At 55.2% G+C, this 18575-nt stretch carries 18 protein-coding genes; 11 read left to right on the top strand and 7 right to left on the bottom strand.

Going from position 1 to position 18575, the window contains the following annotated elements:
- Genes H7F08_RS06560 through rimO form a run of 3 tightly spaced genes read left to right on the top strand, consistent with a single transcriptional unit; the run spans position 1 to position 2463 of the window.
- Complete coding sequence (locus H7F08_RS06560; protein WP_193640149.1) at positions 1–741, top strand: pteridine reductase; 741 nt, start codon at positions 1–3, stop codon at positions 739–741.
- Between the two features lie 4 nt (positions 742–745).
- Positions 746–1123, top strand: coding sequence for a NifU family protein (locus H7F08_RS06565; RefSeq protein ID WP_010642367.1), 378 nt, complete (start codon positions 746–748; stop codon positions 1121–1123).
- Positions 1120–2463 (top strand): 30S ribosomal protein S12 methylthiotransferase RimO, encoded by a 1344-nt coding sequence (gene rimO / locus H7F08_RS06570; protein WP_193640150.1) that lies wholly within the window; start codon positions 1120–1122, stop codon positions 2461–2463. Before H7F08_RS06565 ends, rimO begins: the two co-directional genes overlap by 4 nt.
- Here rimO and folB read toward each other — a convergent pair.
- Positions 2460–2813 carry a dihydroneopterin aldolase gene (gene folB, locus H7F08_RS06575; protein WP_193640151.1) on the bottom strand — a complete coding sequence of 118 codons (354 nt, stop codon included), beginning with the start codon at positions 2811–2813 and terminating at the stop codon, positions 2460–2462. The two genes, rimO and folB, sit on opposite strands and share 4 nt — an antisense overlap.
- 72 nt (positions 2814–2885) lie before the next feature.
- On the opposite strand from folB, the gene plsY reads away from it, so the two are divergent.
- Positions 2886–3482 (top strand): glycerol-3-phosphate 1-O-acyltransferase PlsY, encoded by a 597-nt coding sequence (gene plsY / locus H7F08_RS06580; RefSeq protein ID WP_193640152.1) that lies wholly within the window; start codon positions 2886–2888, stop codon positions 3480–3482.
- Here the strand turns inward: plsY and H7F08_RS06585 are convergent.
- Genes H7F08_RS06585 through H7F08_RS06595 form a run of 3 tightly spaced genes read right to left on the bottom strand, consistent with a single transcriptional unit; the run spans position 3479 to position 5884 of the window.
- Positions 3479–4009: a tetratricopeptide repeat protein gene (locus tag H7F08_RS06585; protein WP_193640153.1), complete on the bottom strand. Its 531-nt coding sequence runs from the start codon at positions 4007–4009 to the stop codon at positions 3479–3481. The genes plsY and H7F08_RS06585 overlap by 4 nt on opposite strands.
- Positions 4006–5025 (bottom strand): tRNA (adenosine(37)-N6)-threonylcarbamoyltransferase complex transferase subunit TsaD, encoded by a 1020-nt coding sequence (gene tsaD, locus H7F08_RS06590; protein WP_193640154.1) that lies wholly within the window; start codon positions 5023–5025, stop codon positions 4006–4008. The genes H7F08_RS06585 and tsaD overlap by 4 nt, the downstream gene beginning before the upstream one ends.
- Positions 5018–5884 (bottom strand): ferritin-like domain-containing protein, encoded by an 867-nt coding sequence (locus tag H7F08_RS06595; protein WP_193640155.1) that lies wholly within the window; start codon positions 5882–5884, stop codon positions 5018–5020. The genes tsaD and H7F08_RS06595 overlap by 8 nt, the downstream gene beginning before the upstream one ends.
- 330 nt (positions 5885–6214) lie before the next feature.
- Between H7F08_RS06595 and H7F08_RS06600 the strand changes: the two genes are divergently transcribed.
- The 5 genes from H7F08_RS06600 to H7F08_RS06620 all read left to right on the top strand — a co-directional run bounded on the left by H7F08_RS06600 (position 6215) and on the right by H7F08_RS06620 (position 10523).
- Positions 6215–7681, top strand: coding sequence for a cytochrome ubiquinol oxidase subunit I (locus tag H7F08_RS06600; protein ID WP_024894571.1), 1467 nt, complete (start codon positions 6215–6217; stop codon positions 7679–7681).
- A gap of 71 nt (positions 7682–7752) precedes the next feature.
- Positions 7753–8856 carry a cytochrome d ubiquinol oxidase subunit II gene (gene cydB, locus H7F08_RS06605; protein ID WP_024894572.1) on the top strand — a complete coding sequence of 368 codons (1104 nt, stop codon included), beginning with the start codon at positions 7753–7755 and terminating at the stop codon, positions 8854–8856.
- A 56-nt stretch (positions 8857–8912) separates the two neighbouring features.
- Positions 8913–9164, top strand: coding sequence for a hypothetical protein (locus tag H7F08_RS06610; protein ID WP_024894573.1), 252 nt, complete (start codon positions 8913–8915; stop codon positions 9162–9164).
- Positions 9165–9176: 12 nt separating this feature from the next.
- Positions 9177–9446 (top strand): hypothetical protein, encoded by a 270-nt coding sequence (locus H7F08_RS06615; protein WP_065974927.1) that lies wholly within the window; start codon positions 9177–9179, stop codon positions 9444–9446.
- A gap of 27 nt (positions 9447–9473) precedes the next feature.
- Positions 9474–10523 carry a L,D-transpeptidase family protein gene (locus H7F08_RS06620; RefSeq protein WP_193640156.1) on the top strand — a complete coding sequence of 350 codons (1050 nt, stop codon included), beginning with the start codon at positions 9474–9476 and terminating at the stop codon, positions 10521–10523.
- Between the two features lie 117 nt (positions 10524–10640).
- Here the strand turns inward: H7F08_RS06620 and H7F08_RS06625 are convergent, their stop codons facing one another.
- Genes H7F08_RS06625 through H7F08_RS06635 form a run of 3 tightly spaced genes read right to left on the bottom strand, consistent with a single transcriptional unit; the run spans position 10641 to position 16374 of the window.
- The gene (locus H7F08_RS06625; protein ID WP_193640157.1) at positions 10641–13727 is read right to left on the bottom strand and encodes an efflux RND transporter permease subunit; all 3087 of its coding nucleotides are present in this window, start codon (positions 13725–13727) and stop codon (positions 10641–10643) included.
- 14 nt (positions 13728–13741) lie between these two features.
- Positions 13742–14824 carry an efflux RND transporter periplasmic adaptor subunit gene (locus H7F08_RS06630; protein ID WP_010642395.1) on the bottom strand — a complete coding sequence of 361 codons (1083 nt, stop codon included), beginning with the start codon at positions 14822–14824 and terminating at the stop codon, positions 13742–13744.
- Positions 14821–16374, bottom strand: a complete 1554-nt coding sequence (locus H7F08_RS06635) for an efflux transporter outer membrane subunit (RefSeq protein ID WP_193640158.1) — start codon at positions 16372–16374, stop codon at positions 14821–14823. The genes H7F08_RS06630 and H7F08_RS06635 overlap by 4 nt, the downstream gene beginning before the upstream one ends.
- A gap of 175 nt (positions 16375–16549) precedes the next feature.
- Here H7F08_RS06635 and H7F08_RS06640 point away from each other — a divergent pair, with 175 nt between their 5' ends.
- Positions 16550–17254 (top strand): response regulator, encoded by a 705-nt coding sequence (locus H7F08_RS06640; RefSeq protein WP_024894579.1) that lies wholly within the window; start codon positions 16550–16552, stop codon positions 17252–17254.
- Positions 17255–17364: 110 nt separating this feature from the next.
- Positions 17365–18537, top strand: coding sequence for an ATP-binding protein (locus tag H7F08_RS06645; RefSeq protein ID WP_226831581.1), 1173 nt, complete (start codon positions 17365–17367; stop codon positions 18535–18537).
- The last annotated feature ends 38 nt before the right edge of the window (positions 18538–18575 follow it).

The raw sequence follows: 18575 nt of genomic DNA on the forward strand, positions 1-18575 counted from the left end.
TTGAAAGCTACCGAAAAAGTTATTCTGATCACTGGTGCCGCCCGCAGGGTGGGGGCCGCCATCGCCCGACAACTGGCCGCCGAAGGCTGCCAGTTGGTCCTGCATTATAGGCGATCCCGCAGTGATGCCGAAGCCCTGGCCGCCGAACTGCGCCATCAATACCGTACAGAATGTTTGCTGATCGCCGGGGATCTGGCCTCTATGACTTTTCCCGCTCAGTTGATTGCCGCCAGCGTGGCGCATTTCGGCCGCCTGGATGGTCTCGTCAATAACGCCTCCATTTATCAGTCCAGCCCTTTTGCGCAAATCACGCCTGAGGATTGGCAGCGAATGGAGGCCATTCATTTGCGTGCGCCCCTGTTCCTGACCCAGGCGGCAGCCCCCCATTTACGCCGCAGTCACGGAGCCGTAGTCAACATCGGTGATATTCATGGCGAGATTCCCCTGCGCTCTTATTTGCCTTACAGCGTCACCAAAGCGGGACTGCTGGCGCTGACCCGCTCTCTGGCCAAAGAACTGGGTCCGGATATTCGCGTCAACAGTGTTTCTCCCGGCGTAGTACTCTGGGCAGAAAACCAGGACCCTCCGGATGGAGATAAACAGGCACTGCTGGAGCGCAACGCCCTGAAGCGGGTCGGGAATCCTCAGGATATCGCCTCGGCGGTGGCTTATCTGCTTTTTGACGCCCAATATACCACCGGCCATAACCTCGTCGTCGATGGCGGGCGCATGTTATATTGATCCCATGAACAGCAAAGCCCCCATCCGCTTTTACAGCGAAGAAGAACTGGATGCTCTGGAAGAGCAGGACCCACTGGCCGCAGCCAAAATTGCCCATGCCCAGGCCATGGCCGCCCGTGGACTGGACCGTCAGAAGCGTTATGGTCCGGATGATCCCCTGCCCGACCCCGAGGCGGTCGCCGAAGCCGTGCACACCGTGCGCCGCATTCTCATGCGCGACGGCGGCGATATTGAACTGGTAGACATTATCCAGCGCGATGTCCGGGTGCGCATGAAGGGTGCCTGCGCGGGCTGTCCCAACGCGGTCATTGATCTCAAACAGGTGGTGGAACGCATTGTCGGCGCCGTCCCCGGAGTCGTCAGCGTGAGTAATACCTTTTGAACAATCCTCCCAGCAAAACCCCGAAAGTCGGCTTCGTCAGTCTGGGCTGTCCCAAAGCCACTGTGGACAGCGAGCGTATCCTTACCCAGTTGCGGGCTGAGGGCTACCTGCTGGTAGGCGATTACGCCGATGCCGATGTGGTGGTAGTCAACACCTGCGGTTTCATTGACGCAGCGGTGACAGAATCGCTGGAAGCCATTGGCGAAGCCCTCGATGAAAATGGCAAGGTGGTCGTCACCGGTTGTCTGGGGGCCAAGGATAACGGGGACTTTATCCGCAATGTGCATCCCAAGGTGCTGGCCGTTACGGGTCCACAGCAGTCCGGCGCGGTACTGGAGGCCATACACAGCGCGCTTCCGCCCCTCCATGACCCCTATGCCGATCTGGTCCCCCCCCAGGGTCTGCGTCTGACTCCGGCGTACTACGCTTACCTGAAAATTTCCGAAGGCTGCAATCAGTCCTGCAGTTTCTGCATTATTCCCAGCATGCGTGGCAAACTGGTCAGTCGCGAACCCGGTGATATTTTGCGGGAAGCCGAAGCCCTGGTTTCTGGAGGCGTCCAGGAATTGCTGGTGATTTCCCAGGACACCGGAGCTTACGGCGTCGACCGCAAATATCGCACGGCCTTTCACGATGGGCGCCCCATCAAAACCCGGATCACCGATCTTTGTGCGGCGCTGGGAGCGTTGGGTGTCTGGGTGCGTTTGCACTATGTGTACCCCTACCCCCATATTGATGAATTGCTGCCGCTCATGGCAGAGGGAAAAATCCTGCCTTATCTGGATGCGCCCCTGCAGCATGGTAGCCCCCGGATTCTCAAGGCCATGCGCCGCCCTGCTGCTGCCGAAAAAACGCTGGAACGCATTGCTCATTGGCGGCAACAGGTGCCCGATTTGACCATCCGCAGCACTTTTATTGTCGGCTTTCCCGGAGAAACCGAAGCCGAATTTTCAGAACTGCTGGATTTTCTGCGCGTTGCCGAACTGGACCGGGTGGGCTGTTTTGCCTACTCTCCGGTCGAAGGCGCACCCGCCAACGCCTTGCCCGGTGCCGTTCCGGAAGCAGTCAGGGAAGAACGTCGCGCCGAATTCATGCGGGTGCAGGAAAGCATCAGCCGTGCACGGCTCCAGCGGCATGTGGGTCAGCGTCGTGAGGTGCTGGTAGATGCCCTGGAACGCGGGGGCCGGGCCATAGCCCGCTCGGTCAGCGATGCGCCGGAAATAGACGGTGTGGTCCACCTGAGTAATGCGGGCGGCCTCAAGGTCGGTGACCGCCTGGCCGTGCAGATCACCCGGGCGGACGACCACGACCTGTACGCAGACTGTTTCAGCCTGGGTTAATCCTTGCCCCTTTCTATGCGTACCCCTACATCCCGGGTGCCCCGCACTGCTGCCGGTTTGTGCACCGTCACCTGTACCCAACGCGCAGCAAATTCATCCCGGATAATATCGGCAATCTGCTCGGCCAGGGTTTCCACCAGCTCCACTTCAGAAGCACTGATGTGACTGACCAGGCGTTGACAGACCGTCTGATAATTAATGGTTTGCTCCACCTTGTCCGATTGGGCGGCAGCATGGGTGTCGGCGGCAATTTCCAGATCAATCAAAACGGTCTGCTTGACCTGCCGTTCCCAGTCATAAATACCGATGCGGGTATCTACTTTCAGTTCCCGCACGAAAAGAATATCCATAGTCATCCCGAAAAGTGCGACAAGGCGTCGCGTCTGGGCCTATAATAGCGCTTTTCCGGGCCAACGCACTGCATGTCTGTCATTATTGATATTGTTTTCATAGTGGGAGCCTACCTGATCGGCTCTGTCGCGACCGCCATTCTGGTAGGTCGTGCCATGGGCCTGGGTGATCCCCGGCAATCCGGATCCGGGAATCCGGGGGCAACCAACATTCTGCGCATCGGCGGCAAAAAAGCCGCAGCCCTGACACTTTGTGGCGATCTGATCAAAGGCGTCATTCCCGTTGTGGTCGCCCGATGGCTGGGTGCGGAAGGCTGGATCCTGGCCGCCGTCGCACTGGCGACCTTTCTCGGCCATTTGTATCCCGTTTATTTTGGATTTCGGGGGGGTAAGGGAGTGGCTACGGCCATGGGTATCCTGCTGGCCATGATGCCCTTACTGGGATTATCGGTGCTGGGTGTATGGATAGTGGTTTTTGCCGTCATGCGGGTGTCCTCCCTCGCCGCGCTGCTGGCCGCCACCAGCGCGATACCCCTTGTTTTTGCCTGGTCTGCCAGCAGCAGTATGCATGCCCTGATTATCGTGCTGGTCATCCTGATCCTCTGGCGGCATCGCAGTAATATTCAGCGCCTGCTCGATGGCCGCGAAACACCCTTCAAAAAATCCTAATCGCGGATATTCCATTCCTGCATGCGTTCGTCTATCCATTGCGCGAGCTTTTCGGCAGGACGAAATCCGGGCGCCAAATGCTGTGCTTCCTGGGCAGCGGCCAGGGCACGGCGCATGCTGCCCTGATGCAGGTAATAACGCGCCAGATTCATTTGCGCCAGATGCGGCGCATCAAAATGCCGGGATTTCAGCGCCCGCCGAATCACAAAAAGGGCTTCATTTTCCCGTCCGGTATCCATGAGGTATTCGCCAAGATCATTCCAGGCCTGTCCCCACTCGGCGTCACAGGCGATGGCCCGTCGGCAGGCAGCAATTGCGCCATGACTGTCCCGCGATGCCGCCAGTGCCCAGGCATAAAACGTCCAGATCAATGCGCTGTCATGATCCGCGTCCAGTGAACGCCTGAAGGCTTCTGCCGCTTCTTCGGGATGACCGGTCTGCTGCCAATCAAGGCCTTGCTGGAAATCCGGATCGACGGCAGCCCGTTCTTCTACTTCTGTATCCAGAGAAAAAGATTCACCCGTCATGCTTCCTCCTTGACCAGCGACCAACGCGCCCTTACTGGGAAGTCGGAGCTGGCAGACTGGGCCATTTCGGGATGCAAGGCACCAGCCAGGGCAATCATTGCGGCATTATCCGTACAATGGGCCAAATCGGCGATACATAATTCTACGCCCTCTGCAGCCAGGGTTTGCAAAGCACTGCGCAAGGCACGATTGGCTCCCACCCCGCCCGCCACAATCAAACGCTTCAGACCGGTGTGTTGCAAGGCGCGCTGGCATTTCCGAAACAGGGTGTCGACCACCGCCTGCTGAAAACTGGCAGCCAGATTTTTTCTCTGGGTCATATCCTCTTCAGGGACTTTCATGGAGGCCAGACGAAAGGCTGTTTTCAACCCGCTGAAGCTGAAGTCCATGCCAGGACGATCCAAAAGAGGTCTTGGCAAACGAAATGCCTCGGGGTCACCACCTTCCGCCAGCGCTGCCAGAGCCGGCCCCCCGGGGTAACCTAGTCCCAGCATTTTAGCGGCTTTATCGAAAGCTTCACCAGCTGCGTCATCCAGGGTTTCACCCAGCAAAACATAATCACCCAGCCCCCGCACTTCAATGAGCATGGTATGCCCACCGGAAACCAATAAAGCCACCGCAGGAAAGGGCACCACGCCATTGAGCAGGGGGGCAAGCAGGTGCCCTTCCAGATGATGAACGGGAATAACCGGAATATCCCAGGCAAAGGCCAGCGCCCTCGCAAAATTCACGCCCACCAGCAAGGCGCCAATCAATCCCGGCCCCGCCGTGACGGCTACGGCATCGGGGCGTTGCCCCCCGGTTTGCAGCATGAGTTGTTCCAGCAGCAGCGGTAGCCGGCGCACATGATCCCGGGAGGCCAGCTCTGGAACCACCCCGCCGTAAGGCGCATGCAGATCAATCTGGCTGAACAGGACTTCACCCAGCAAACCCTGGAGGGTGTCATACACAGCCAGGCCGGTCTCATCACAGGAGCTTTCAATACCCAGAATACGGGTGGTGGCCGATTCAGACATGCGCCGATTTCTCCTCCGCCGCAGAACCCATCACCGGGCGCTGATTCTGGGCGACACATTCTTGTAACCACAGCAACTCCTGTTCGGAAAAACCTCCGGCGCGCCGCGCTTCCAGGGCCAACGGCCCCTGAATACGGCCCCGGTAGCGTTCCTGCAGCAACTGGCGAAAAGCCTGTTCTGCATCCAATCCACGTTGTTTGCACAAATAACGGAACCAGCGACTCCCAATGGCTACATGACCACGCTCATCGCTTTCAATACGTTCCAGCACAGCGGCGGCGGCGCAATCTCCTGCCTCCTGCAATCGCTCGCGGATAGCCGGAGTCACATCCAGACCTCGCGCCTCGAGAACACGCGGTACCAGCGCCATACGCTCCAGAGGATCAGTCGCTGTATCCATAGCCATTTCCCAGAGACCATCATGGGCAGGTAAATCACCATAATCACCACCCATAGCCTGGAGCAGCCCGCGCAGCAGAACAAAATGTTCCGCCTCTTCCTGGGCAACCTGCAGCCAGTCCTGGTAATAGGCTACGGGCAGATCGACAAAACGGCACAGCGCATCCAAAGCCAGGTTAATGGCATTAAATTCAATGTGAGCCAAGGCATGGAGCAGGGCAAAACGACCGGCCTGGGTGCTCAGCGCCCGGCGTCTGGGTAATTGTTTGGGCGCGACCAGCTCAGGACGGGCAGGTCGCCCCGGGACACCGGGACAAGGCAACAGTGCCGCCCGGACTGCACCCGTACAGTGCAGCGCCCGAACCTGTGTCACTTTTTCGGTTGGGTCTGTGGCTAACAGCGCGCTCAACACCTCTGTAGCAAAATCCCGATGCTGCTTTTCTTCAGTGACATTCATCATGCCAACGCACCTGTCTTCAGAACCATTCAAAACACAGAATATAGCACATGCGCTGCCTGATTCTGCGGAAAGCCATTTATCAGACTCTCCTGATAGACTGAATAAATAATATAAACAAGTAATAACACTTTTTTGTTTTATTTAATTTTCACCACTGGTGGTTTTAAACCACTTTATAGCGGTGCATATCAACCGCAAATGCTGCAAACATCCGACCGGCCGAACACAAATCAAAGCATTACAGTAATTAGTAATATTGGCATAAGCCTTGCAAGAGTAGAGGTGCAACAAAACCTTTCTTATTCACAAAATTTATGGGGGACGGAAGTTATGATCATTGAAAACTCTCTCCCGATCTTGCTCAGCCGTCTGGATTTCGCCTGGATTACTTCCATGCATATTCTCTGGACGCCTCTGACGATCGGCATGTCCTGGCTGCTCTTCATCATGGAAGTCGCCTGGCTTCGTACCGGCAATGAGCGGTGGTACAAACTCAATCGCTTTGTCGAAAAAATCTTCATCATCAATTTCGGCGCCGGTGTCGCCACCGGCGTTACCATGGAAATGGCCTTTGGTATTCTTTATGGCCCTTTCTCTCAGGCCGTCGGCCCCTTCTTCGGGAACATCCTTGGCTTTGAAACCATTACCGCCTTTATGTATGAGGCCGGCTTCATCGGCCTGATGGTGTTTGGTTGGGGCAAAGTCAGCAAAGGTATGCATTTGTTTTCAACCTTCAATGTGGGCCTTTCTTCCAGCTTGTCGGCCATGTGGATTCTGGTGGCCAACTCCTGGATGCAGACGCCGGACGGTGTTGTCCTGAAAAATGGACTGTTCCAGGTGACCAACTGGTGGAATGCCATTCTCAATGACAATTTCCAGTGGGGCTTTCCGCACATGTGGGTGGCCACTGTGGAATTGGCATTATTTGTACTGGTTGGACTCAGCGGATTTTTCATCCTGAAAAACCGTAATGCGGACCTGTTTACCAAACTGCTCAAACCCGCACTGTTGGCGCTGATCATTGTGACGCCTTTGCAGATATTCATTGGTGACAGCGTGGGTCGTGTAGTCGCACAAACACAGCCGACTTCATTGGCGGCTATGGAAGGCCACTATCACACCTATTTGCCCAACGGCAAGGTAAACACCGGCTGGCATCTGATTGCCATTCCCAACGCCAAAAATGACGGCAACGTCTTTGCCATCACTATTCCGCATGTACTGAGTCTGCTCGAAACCCACACCTTGAATGGTAAGGTTACCGGTATGGACAGCTTCCCGGCCAAAGATCGCCCCGATGTCTGGGTACCGTTCTACTCTTTCCGGGTCATGGTAGCCATCGGCTTCTTCCTCTTCTTTATTGCCATCTGGGGTAACTGGTTGCGCCTGCGTGGCAAGCTCAATGCTACAGAATTGCGGAAGCGTCCGTGGTTTCTGCGGGCTCTGGTGTTCTCGGCATTCCTGCCTTACCTGGCCATCTGGTGTGGTTGGTGGACCCGTGAAGTCGGTCGGCAACCCTGGGTAGTAAACGGTCTGATGCGGACTTATCAGGGAACCAGCCATATGCCGGTCGCCATGGAAATCATCTGGTGGGTGGGTTACATCATTTTCGAACTCACTGTGTGGGCAGGTTCCTGGTACTTCTTTACGCGCGTCATCAAGAAAGGGGTGGATGGAATTCCAGACTCCAGCACGCTGTTTGATCATGATCATGCGGATGCTGCAGACGTTAAAGCCGGTGGCGGTCATGTGACGCCGACCTTCGCCAGCAAGCCCATGTTGCGTTCGGATCGCTGATCAGCGCTTTCTGACGTTCTCAAAATCATGACGGGGAGCAGAGCTCCCCGCACAAGCTACTGGAGTCATTTATGGATCTTTTATCAATAGGACGCATCGCCGGGACATTGACGACCTGGTGGTGGCTGCTCCTTTCTCTCGCTTTTTTTCTGTACATTGCCACGGACGGTACGGACCTTGGTTCTGGCATTTTCGCTCTGTTTTCAAAAGACGAAGAAGAACGTGGCGCCATTATGGCATCCATGGCCGGCATGTGGGACGGCAATGAAAGTTGGCTGGTCGTGGCGGGTGGCGTGCTTTTCGGCGCCTTTCCACTGGTTTACGGTTCGGCTTTCAACTACCTGATGATTCCTTTGATGTTTGCGCTCTGGGGCATTATTGCCCGGGCAGTGGCCTTTGAATTTCATATTCATGCCAAGAAAAGCAAACGCTTTTGGGGTTGGGCTTTTGCTGTCGGCAGTTTGTTTCCCACCTTCTTTGCGGGTGTTGCCCTGGGCGCTACATTGCAGGGCTTTCCCATGAAGTCCGGTTTGGCAATGCAAGGTGCGTTAACGGCCCATGGTGTTGCTATGCAAGATTATACCACCCCTATCATGCATTTTTCGGGTGGCATCCTCGACTTTTTGACGCCTTTTTCCATCTGGACGGGGGTTGGTGCAGTCATTGCCGCCAGTCTTGCCGGAGGGCTGTATTTGTGTGCCCGCTTCATTCCCGGTGATCCCATTCATGAACGGGCTCGTAAATGGACGAATGTTGTTTCCTTACTGGCTCTGGCTGCTATTGTCATTACACTGGTCTGGTCTTACGCACTCTTCCCCTGGGCAGCAGCCAAGTGGACCGGTTCGGATTGGTGGATCTGGTTGATCTGGTTCATTATCGTGCTCATTTTCGCCTTCAAGTCCTCCACCAATCACTCCGTACGCAAGGACTTCAGCGCGATGATGTGGGGTATTGGCGTGGTTGCCTTGTTGTGGGCGGCCATGTGGGCGACCATTTTCCCCTACGTGGTACCCGATACCTGGACCATTGTGCAGGCGGCCAATCCGGCAGATTCCATTGCCGTATTCACCCTGTTCATGACGGGCTTCTTCCCCATCATGATCATGTACAACTGGTATCAGATTTGGGTGTTCCGTGGTCGCTTCAGTAAAAAGATGGCCTACGGAGCGCACTAAAAGCGTATCGGCGATGTTCTGAAACAGAACATCGCCCTTTTCAAGCGAGGTGAAAAATGTCTACGGAATATGATGAAAATTCTTTAAGTACGGCGCTGGATATTATTGAAAATATTGAGTCCCGTTATGGACGGCTTGCAGACCGCCTCGGCGAAGTCCGCAAATCCATGCCGTCGGAAAATGTCGAAACCATAGCGGACCAATGCTTTGAGCTCTCTGTCGAGATCATGCGTTACAAACACTACTTCTCTTCAGTAAAAAAGCTGGCAATTAGCAGACAAGACATTGGTTTGGTTCACTTATTATAACACGAGCATATTTTGATTAAACGATTTCAACATAGACCTTTAAGAACCCGTGGGAAGTCAGAAAAAGATTATCATCCCACACTGCTTGATGTTCTGAATATACTGGAAAAGCGGCTGGATATTGTCGAAGAGCAATGTGCGGAAGTGCTCCACTCCATCAATATTAGTACACGCACGGAAGTGGACGATCAAATTGCCATTATGGATGCCGAAATTAATCGTTGCCAAAAGTTATTAAAAATCATCAAAAACACCATGCTTGAACCGGAGTCAGAGAACTAAAATCATCCAGACGTGTCGAATATCCATATGAAAATACGCCATCACCATCAAAAATCACGTTCCCGGTTTCTTAGTACAAAAATAGGGGTTATCCTAACTGCCGCCAGCATAACAGGCGCATTAACAGTAAATGTACCGGCCTTCGCCAATACTTTTGATTCCAGCACCAGCACCAACACCAACACCAACACCAACACCAACACCATTATCCGCACACAAAACCCGCAAGATTGGCAACAAGTCTGGCAAATTCTCGCCCTTACTGGATACGTACACCTGGTTTATGGCACGTATATGGGTCGTTATGGGGGCATGCATACAGTCGCCGCATGGAATATTCCCGTGCCCCGGGCCCTGCAAAAAATTTCCAACAACTGGGGTTATTCGCCCTATAATCCCGCTTTTCGTAGCGGTCTGATCCAGTTTGAACGCGCAGATCACTTGCTCAATCGCCGGGGCATTTCACGCGGGCGGGTCACACCGGAAGTCCTCTCAGCCCTGCGCGCGCCAATCCCAAAAAATCGTTTTCCATTTCAATGGATTAAGGTGGACAAGAGCACGCACCCGGAGCACTTGCAGATCTGGCAGGTGCCACCCGATCCCCAGGGAAAAGGACAATGGATTTACCGGACAGTCGTCAACACCGGGGTCATGCACTCCACCCCGGATGGTAGCTGGCCAATTTATCAGCGCCTTGCCAAAACTACCATGACCGGTAAATTCCCTATTGCGGTCAGCCCCCAGCAATACCATTTACTCCCTGCCTCAGACCGAAGTATTTATCATGGATATCATGTCCGCTGGCAACATTATACCGCGCCCAATGTGCATTTCGTAAATTACTTTTACGATGGCCGCGCCATTCACTTTTATCCGCGCAAAGGCTACGGCTGGCCTCAAAGTGCGGGTTGCGTGGAGGAGCCCTACAAAAACGCACGCAAGGTTTACGCCCTGTTACACTATGGGGATATTGTTTCGGTCATGGGACATTACGAAAATCACAAAAGCAATCTCGTAACACCCATGACAGCCAGAAAATTACGCCAAAAAATATTGCTTGAATTTGCCCATTCATGACCTGGCAGTTAATTACAGACGTTTCAAGTATTAACTTGGCTGTAATAGCCGCTACGTGCTGCCCCTGAAACCGGACAATAGCCATTTCATTGGCGCTGGGTTGACAAATGCCATGACTCAAGACCCCGCCTTTAACGCATGGTGATGCACCGATCGCCCAAACCACAGATAAAAGGCCGGAATCACAAACAGGGACACCAGGGACCCAAAGCCCAGACCACTGACAATGACCAGACCCATGGAGAATCGGGCATCGGCATTACCCCCACTGGCAAAAAGCAGGGGCACGGCTCCGGCAATCATGGCGGCCACCGTCATCAAAATGGGACGTAGCCGTAAAGTGGCTGCTTCCACGACGGCATGGCGTTTGTCCAGTTGCTTTTCTTCCTGCATGACCCGGGCAAATTGCACAATCAGAATCCCCTGCTTGGCAATCAGACCAATCAGCATGACCATTCCTACTTCCGAGTAAATATTGACACTGGAAGCGCCGAGACTGATGGGCAACAACGCCCCAAACAGAGCCACCGGAACAGCCGTGAGCACCACCAGAGCATCCCGGAAACTGTTGAACTGTGCCGCGAGCAGGAGCAACACCATCAACAGGGCAAAGGCAAAAGTGATCGCCAGCGCATTACCCTGATGCACATACTGGCGGGATACACCGGCATAATGGATCTGATCACCACCGGGAAGAATTTTTTGCGCATGAGATTGCAAAAACTGCAGCGCTTGTCCCAATGACACGCCAGGGGCCGGGTTGGCCTGAATAAATACCGCCGGCAACTGCTGAAACTGCGGTAAAAAAGTCGGTGCCGATTCCGACTTCAGGGACACAAAAGTGGATAGAGGAATCTCGGCGCCGGAAGGCGTTTTAATGGTATAGGCCTTGAGAAAATCGGGGTTGGCCCGCAACGCAGGTGGTACTTGTGGCACTACCCGATAGCTCAAACCGTCCATATCGAAGTAGTTGACGTAGTTGCCACCCAATAGCGTCTCCAGATTTTGTCCGATATCGGCCATGCTGAGTCCAAACGATGCAGCCATTTGCCGATTAATGACCACCTGCTGAATCTGATTGTTGTACTTCAGATTTTTGCAGACAAAAGAAAAAAGGCCGCTGGCTTTGGCTTCCTGAACCAGTTTGGCAGAAATGCCATCCAGTTGATGATAGGAGCCTCCCGTACTGGTCAATACGAACTGCACCGGCAAGCCGACCGCTGCCCCGGGGAGTGGCGGCAAGCCAAAAGCGGACAGTTTCATACCGGGTACCTGCCCGGCCAGCTTCTGCACCTTGGTTTTGACCTGTTGCGTAGTCACAGCGCCGCGCTCGGGCTTCAGAACCACACCCGCCATCACTTCATTATTTAACAGCATGCCGCCAATACCCACCCCGTTGACCGCAAAGCTATGACTGCGGCTGGCAATTTTGTCGAAAACCGTATTCGTCAGATAGTGATCATAAGCATTCATGTATTCCAGCGTCGCCGTGGGCTGGGCAACGCCGTTCACATAAACAATGCCCTGATTCGCCGGCGGTGCCAGCTCACTCTGGCTGATGCTGAAAAGAAAATAGATGCCTCCCGTCAATACCAGCGCCAAAGCCACGGTGGCCGGCCAAACCCGCAAACTCGCGAAAAGAAGGCGTCCGTAAAAGGCCTTCAAGCGTCCAAATACATGATCCACCAAATGGGAGACCCGGCCCTCCTGTCCCGCTTTCAAAACTCGTGAAGCCAACATAGGTGCCAGGGTCAGCGCGGCAATCATGGACAACAGCACCGTGGCCACAATGGTAAAAGCAAATTCGCTGAATAAGTGGCCCACCAACCCGCCAATAAAGGCCATGGGGGCAAATACGGCCACCAGCGTCGTGGCCATCACCAGAATCGGGCTGGCCAGTTCTTTGGCACTGAGCAGTGCCGCATGTAAAGGAGTTGCCCCATGTTCAATATGACGATGAACGTTTTCCACCACAATAATCGCGTCGTCCACCACCAGACCAATAGCCAGCACCATCGCCAACAGGGTCAGCAAATTGAGGGTATATCCCAGAGCATGCAGTATGGTGAGGGCTCCCACCATGGCCACAGGAATCGCCAGTGCCGGAACAATCAGCGCGCGCCAGGAACCCATGAACAAATAGATGACCAGAATGACCACCAGTAGTGCCAGGCCAATATTGATTTCTACTTCCTGCAGGGAGCTTTTGACAAACTGGGCCCCATTATAAATGGTGTACCCCTGCATTCCCGGAGGCATGGTCGTCTTCAACTGGGTCATGACTTTGTGAATACCCTGGGCGACCTGCAGGGCGTTACTGCCGGGGGCCTGCTGAATACCGATATTGACAGCCGGCTGTCCATCCACCATGACGGATGAATCATAAGTCTGAGCGCCCAAAGAGACCTTGGCGACCTGCTCCAGATGGATGGGTACGCCGTGCACCGTCGCCACTACCAGATTGCGGAATTCTGCCGCACTATGCAGGGCGGTATTGGCACTGAGGGATACTGCCGTATATTCGCCGCGCAACCGCCCTACCGCCGCGACAAAGTCATTTTTCTTGAGCGCATCGCTGACCTGCGCCGGGGTCACTCCCAATACCGCCATTTCCTGCGGATTCAGCCAGACCCGCATGGCGTAAGTATTACCGTTAGGCCCGGTACCCGGAGGCAGAATGGCAGTCAGACCCACGCCTGGAACCGATTGAATGGCGGGCTGCACGACGCGGGTCAGATAATCGGTAATCTGCTGCTGATTAAAGCCCTTACCGTGGTAACTCAACAGCATCAGATAAGCCCCTGAACCAGACATTTCCTGAACCACCGGTTGCATGACCCCCTTGGGCAGCTGATTCAGGACCGTATTGACCTTGCTTTGCACCTGCGACAGGGCGGCATTGGGGTTTTCCCCCATCCGCATATACAGGGTCAGAATGGAAATACCGTCTTCACTGACCGCCGTCATATAGTTTATGCCTGGGGCCTGACCCACCGCCTTTTCCAGAGGGGCGGTGATAAAGGCGTTGACGGTTTTGGGGGTGGCCCCGAAATAGTGGGTCGTGACCGTGATCATCGAACTATCAGTAGGCGGATATTCGGTGATGGGCATCAGCCCCAGGGAGCGCAGGCCAAAGAAAAACAGTACCAGGCTCAGGGAAATGGCCAAAATCGGGCGACGGATAAATGGTTCGGTAAAATGCATGTTGGTCTTCGTCCCTATAGATGCACAGCATTATTGATCTGCACGGAGTCGCCACTGTGCAGCTTCACCTGCCCGGCTGTGACCACCGTATCCCCGACCTTGAGTCCGGAACGAATCACCGTATCCTGGCCCTTCTGCATGCCGGTGAGCACTTTTTGTTCGCGGGCGATCAGCCGATGGTCCGGCCCGGGACTCAGCACATAAACAAAATCACCATAGGTATTGAAGCTCACCGCAACAGTGGGAATCAGCAGCGCTGCTTTGGGCGCCTCTTTCTCCAGAATCACACGCACAAACATACCCGGCTTCAACCCCGGTTCGGTCTGGAGCAAGGCTCTTACACTGAGGGCACGATTATCCGCATGCACATGACTGGAAATCGCCTGTACAGAAGCGCTGTAGTGCCGAACTGCGTCGCCATTGTGAATATCTACCTGCACCGGCGCACCTTTGTGCAGGATCTGGGCATCGCGTTGCGGAACGGTGAAATCAACATACAAATGCTGCAGATTCTCCAGATGCACCACAGCGGTTCCCGCATGAATAAATTCACCGGTATTGACGGTGCGCAGACTGAGCACTCCCGAAAATGGCGCGCGGAGTTGAGTGTCGGCCAGCGACTCCTGCAATGCTGAAACTTCTCCCTGAGCGGCCTCGGCATCGTATTGCGCCTTGTCCAGTGCGGCGGTAGATATACCGTGAATGGCATAAACCTTTTGGGCGCGTCGATAATCGACCAAAGCCAGCCGGGCATGAGCCTGAGCTGCCTGCAACTGTCCCGGCAAGGCACCCGGATCCAGGGCGAGGAGCAACTGCCCCTTGCGCACCGTTTGTCCCGAGTGAAAATACAGTTTCTGAATAACCCCACCGACTTGCGGGCCAAGTGCTGCGCCCTGCTGCGGCACCACCTCGCCAACGGCGGTCAATTCACCCGCTATATTGCGGGTTTTGACTTTTACAGCAGAAACCGTCACCGCCGGATTGGCAGCAGCAAGCAATTGGGTATGCAGGCGTTGCTGCCGCCATGCATACCAGCCATACACGGCTCCAAAAAGCAGCACAACAACCAATCCTAAGAGAAGAAACGCCTTTTTCATGCGGGGGCTCCTGCAGTGTTTACCATGGGGGTTTCAGAGGGCACAGAATGCGCTTTGGGTGCTGGTTGATCCGGTTGCCAGCCATCACCCAGCGCCACAAACAGCGCGACGCTATCCAGATAGCGCTGACTGCGGCCTTGAATAGCGGCGACAGAATCCTGTTGATAGGCAATTTCGGCATTCAATACCGTGGCATAGTCCGTAGCACCATCCCGATATCGGGCCTCGGCCAGGTGCAGGGCCCTGGCAGAAGCTTGCTGTGCCTGTTTTTGCTGAATGTAAGCCGTATCAGCACCCTGCAGGGTGCGCAAGGCATCGGCCACCTGTTTAAAGGCATTCAATACCGTGCTGCGATACTGGTCACTGGCTACCTGATACTGATCCAACGCCGCACGCCGCTCTGCATGCAGGCTGCCACCATTATAAATGGGCGCTGCCAAGCCAGCGCCCATTGACCAGAGGGTGGAAACAGGGTTGAAAAACAGGCCACCGGTCATGGCTGCCTTGCCAATCTCCGCAGAAATGTTGAATTGGGGATATAAATTGGCTGTCGCCACATCCGCCTGGGCAGCAGCAACCTTGATCTCCGCTGTTGCCGCCTGGATATCCGGACGATTTTCAGCCAGTGCCGAGGGAATGGTCGTGGGCAAGCGGGCGGGCAAATGCAGACTTTGCAGAGCGGGAATACTGAGGGCCACATTCGGCGTTTGCCCCAGCAACGCCGCCAGGGCGTGGCGGGCCGCCGCCAGATCTGCCGCAAGAGGGGCAATGCGGGCACGCGCAGCGGCCGTCATGGCCGCCTGCTGTTCTACATTCTGCAGATTCTGATCACCCAGTTTATATTCCTGCTGCAACAGTTTCAGCAAATGGGCATCCGCTGTGGCAATCTGCCGGGCTGAATGCAACTGGGCGCGGGCGGCGGCACCACTGATGACAGCCCGACTGACGTCTGCGGCGAGAAACACTTCACTCTGATGCAGATTGGCCTTGGTCACCGCCGCCTGTGCCCGGGCTGCATGGACCAGATCTTTCTGCCGGCCAAACACATCCGGGTTATAGCTGACGTCAATGGTGCCCAGAAAAAGGCTATAGAGATTGCCCGGAATACGGTAACTTTGTCCGCCGTCGGCACCTGTCCGCAAGGCCCGCGCGCGACTGATTCCCGCGTTTGCCGAAACCTGTGGAGCCAAGCCCCCCTGCGCAGCCACCATCAGCGCCTGCTGCCTTGCCAAAGCCGCATGGGCTGCCTGCAAATCCGGATTAGCCTGCATGGCCTGCTGGATATAGTTGTTGAGCGGTTTTGAGTGAAACAACAACCACCAGGAACGCGCCTGCTGCTGCGTCCACTGGACTTTTTGCTCGTCTGCCGGCAAAGCAGCGGGATGGGCATTATAAGATGGCGGCGTACGCATCTTCGGTACGGACCAATGGGGGCCCACCGCACAACCCGCCAAACCGATCATCAAACCCGAGCCCAACAATATGGCGATGCCCCGCCTGCGTATTCGGGGTCCCGGCCAGCGCCGGGCCGCCGCATTTTCCTGTGCCATGTATTATCCTTGTTCAGGTCCAATGGAAGTTCAGGAAAAGCATAACGGGGAGGCCTGTAACAATCGTGCGCAGACACCGCTCCAATATGTAACAAAGTGTCTGTTCATTTCCGGAGCACCCCGTTTGTTACATTTACGTTTGGTCTATCCGCATCCGGGGAGTACAGTACAATGCATGGAAAACAAAGCGCGAATTTTAGTGATTGATGATGACTTGCGACTGCGCAGCCTGGTGGAATCCCACCTGAAAGGGTATGGATTTGTGGTTCAGGGCATGGGTGATGGTCGCCAGATTGAAGCCAGTCTTGCAGAAAACCCGGTAGATCTCATTATTCTCGACCTGGGTCTTCCCCATGAAGATGGCCTGCAGATATGCCGACGCCTGCGCCAGCAGCACGACGTGCCGATTCTCATGCTCACCGCTCGGGGTGACGAAGTCGACCGGATTTTAGGCCTGGAAATGGGTGCCGACGATTATCTGGCCAAACCCTTTCATCCCCGTGAGCTGGTTGCCCGTATCCAGGCCATTTTGCGCCGGGTCCGGGGCAGTGCGCCCAGAACCTCAGGGGTCACCGCCAGTTTTGAAAAGGGTCCGTTTCGGGTGGACATGAGTCGCCAGGAAATTCATCTTCATGACCAGCTCATCTCCCTGACCAGCGCTGAATTTTTAACCCTGGCCACCCTCATTCAGCATGAAGGACAGGCACTGACCCGTGAAAAACTGATGTGGTTGACACGTGGCCGCCAGCTGGAAGCCGATGACCGCAGTATCGATATGCAGATATCGCGGCTCCGCCGCCTGCTCGACAAAGGCCCTGGTCGCCCCCGGCACATTCGTACGGTCTGGGGACACGGCTACCTCTTCGTGGCCGAACCCTGAACATCCGTACATTTTGGCCCCGCAGTACACTGGGGCGGACCCTGCTGCTACTCGGCCTGCTGCTGCTTGGCACCCAAGCCGCTGTTTACGTTCTTTTTCATCAGTATGTGATGAATCCAGCCGCCGAACGCTTTGCCGAGTTTCTGCTGCAAACCGACCACGCACTGATCAGTAGCGGGGCACAATATGCCCCCAACGGAAACCTGCAATGGCGACCTGCCAGTGCCAAACCGGGCAAAATTCCAGATAAGTACTTCATGGACAAGACCGCTCACTATGTCGAGCAGCAGGTACCGGGGGCCAGACTCCGCGTAGGTTTGGATGAGGGTACTACTACCTGGATGTGGATACGCGGCGGCCCTCACCAGCCCTGGCTGGGCATGCCGGTATCGCCTATGAACTTTGGTGGGCAGGGATTCATGTTCATGCGTCTTGGAGTCATTGCGCTGGTGACCTTGCTGGGGGCCTGGCTGATTGTCCGCCAGATTAACCGCCCCCTGGCCCGCCTGGCCGCTGAAGCTCCACGCATTGGTCTTGGTGATACCCCCGACACCCTGCAACCCATCGGTGGTCCCCTGGAAGTACAGCACCTGACTCAGGCCATTACCGGTATGGCCAATGATCTGCATCGTCTTCATGAAGAGCGCACCCTGCTGCTCACGGGCATTTCCCACGAGCTTCGGACGCCGCTGTCCCGACTGCTTTTGACCCTGCACTTGCCCGATTCAGATTTTCTGGAACAGAAATCCGCCATGTGTGTGGATGTCAACGAGATGGACGAAACCATCGACAAGTTTCTGACTCTCGTGCGCAGCGGGGATCAGGAAAAAGCCGTTGTCGTCAACGTGCGGGACTGGCTGGAGGAAATGCAGGAAATTGCCAGGGAACGCTATGGGCTGGACATCAGCGTTGCGGAAAATCATTCTGGTGATAGTGCAAATTCTTTTCGATGTTGCCCCCTGGCGCTGGAGCGGGTGTTTCGGATTATTTTCGACAATACGCGCCGTTACGGCGACGGCAGCCTGCAGATTCGGGTTCTCAGTCATCCCGGGCACACGGAAATACAACTGCGGGATTACGGCTCCGGAGTTTCTGCAGCGCATCTCCTGGCCATGAATCAGGGCACACTTCCGCGTCAAACCGGCCACGGTGCGGGTATTGGAATACGCATCTGCAAGCGCATCATGGACTTGCACGGCGGGACCATACATTTTGAGAATGCCGCAGAGGGAGGGCTGGTAGTCAGGCTACAATTTCCAGTCATTGCGCCTCTCAAGACTTGACAACTTTCTATTAAACAGGAATCATTCGCAAACCAAAA

It is taken from the genome of Acidithiobacillus sp. HP-11, assembly GCF_015100075.1.
GTDB classification, from domain to species: Bacteria; Pseudomonadota; Gammaproteobacteria; order Acidithiobacillales; family Acidithiobacillaceae; genus Acidithiobacillus; species Acidithiobacillus thiooxidans.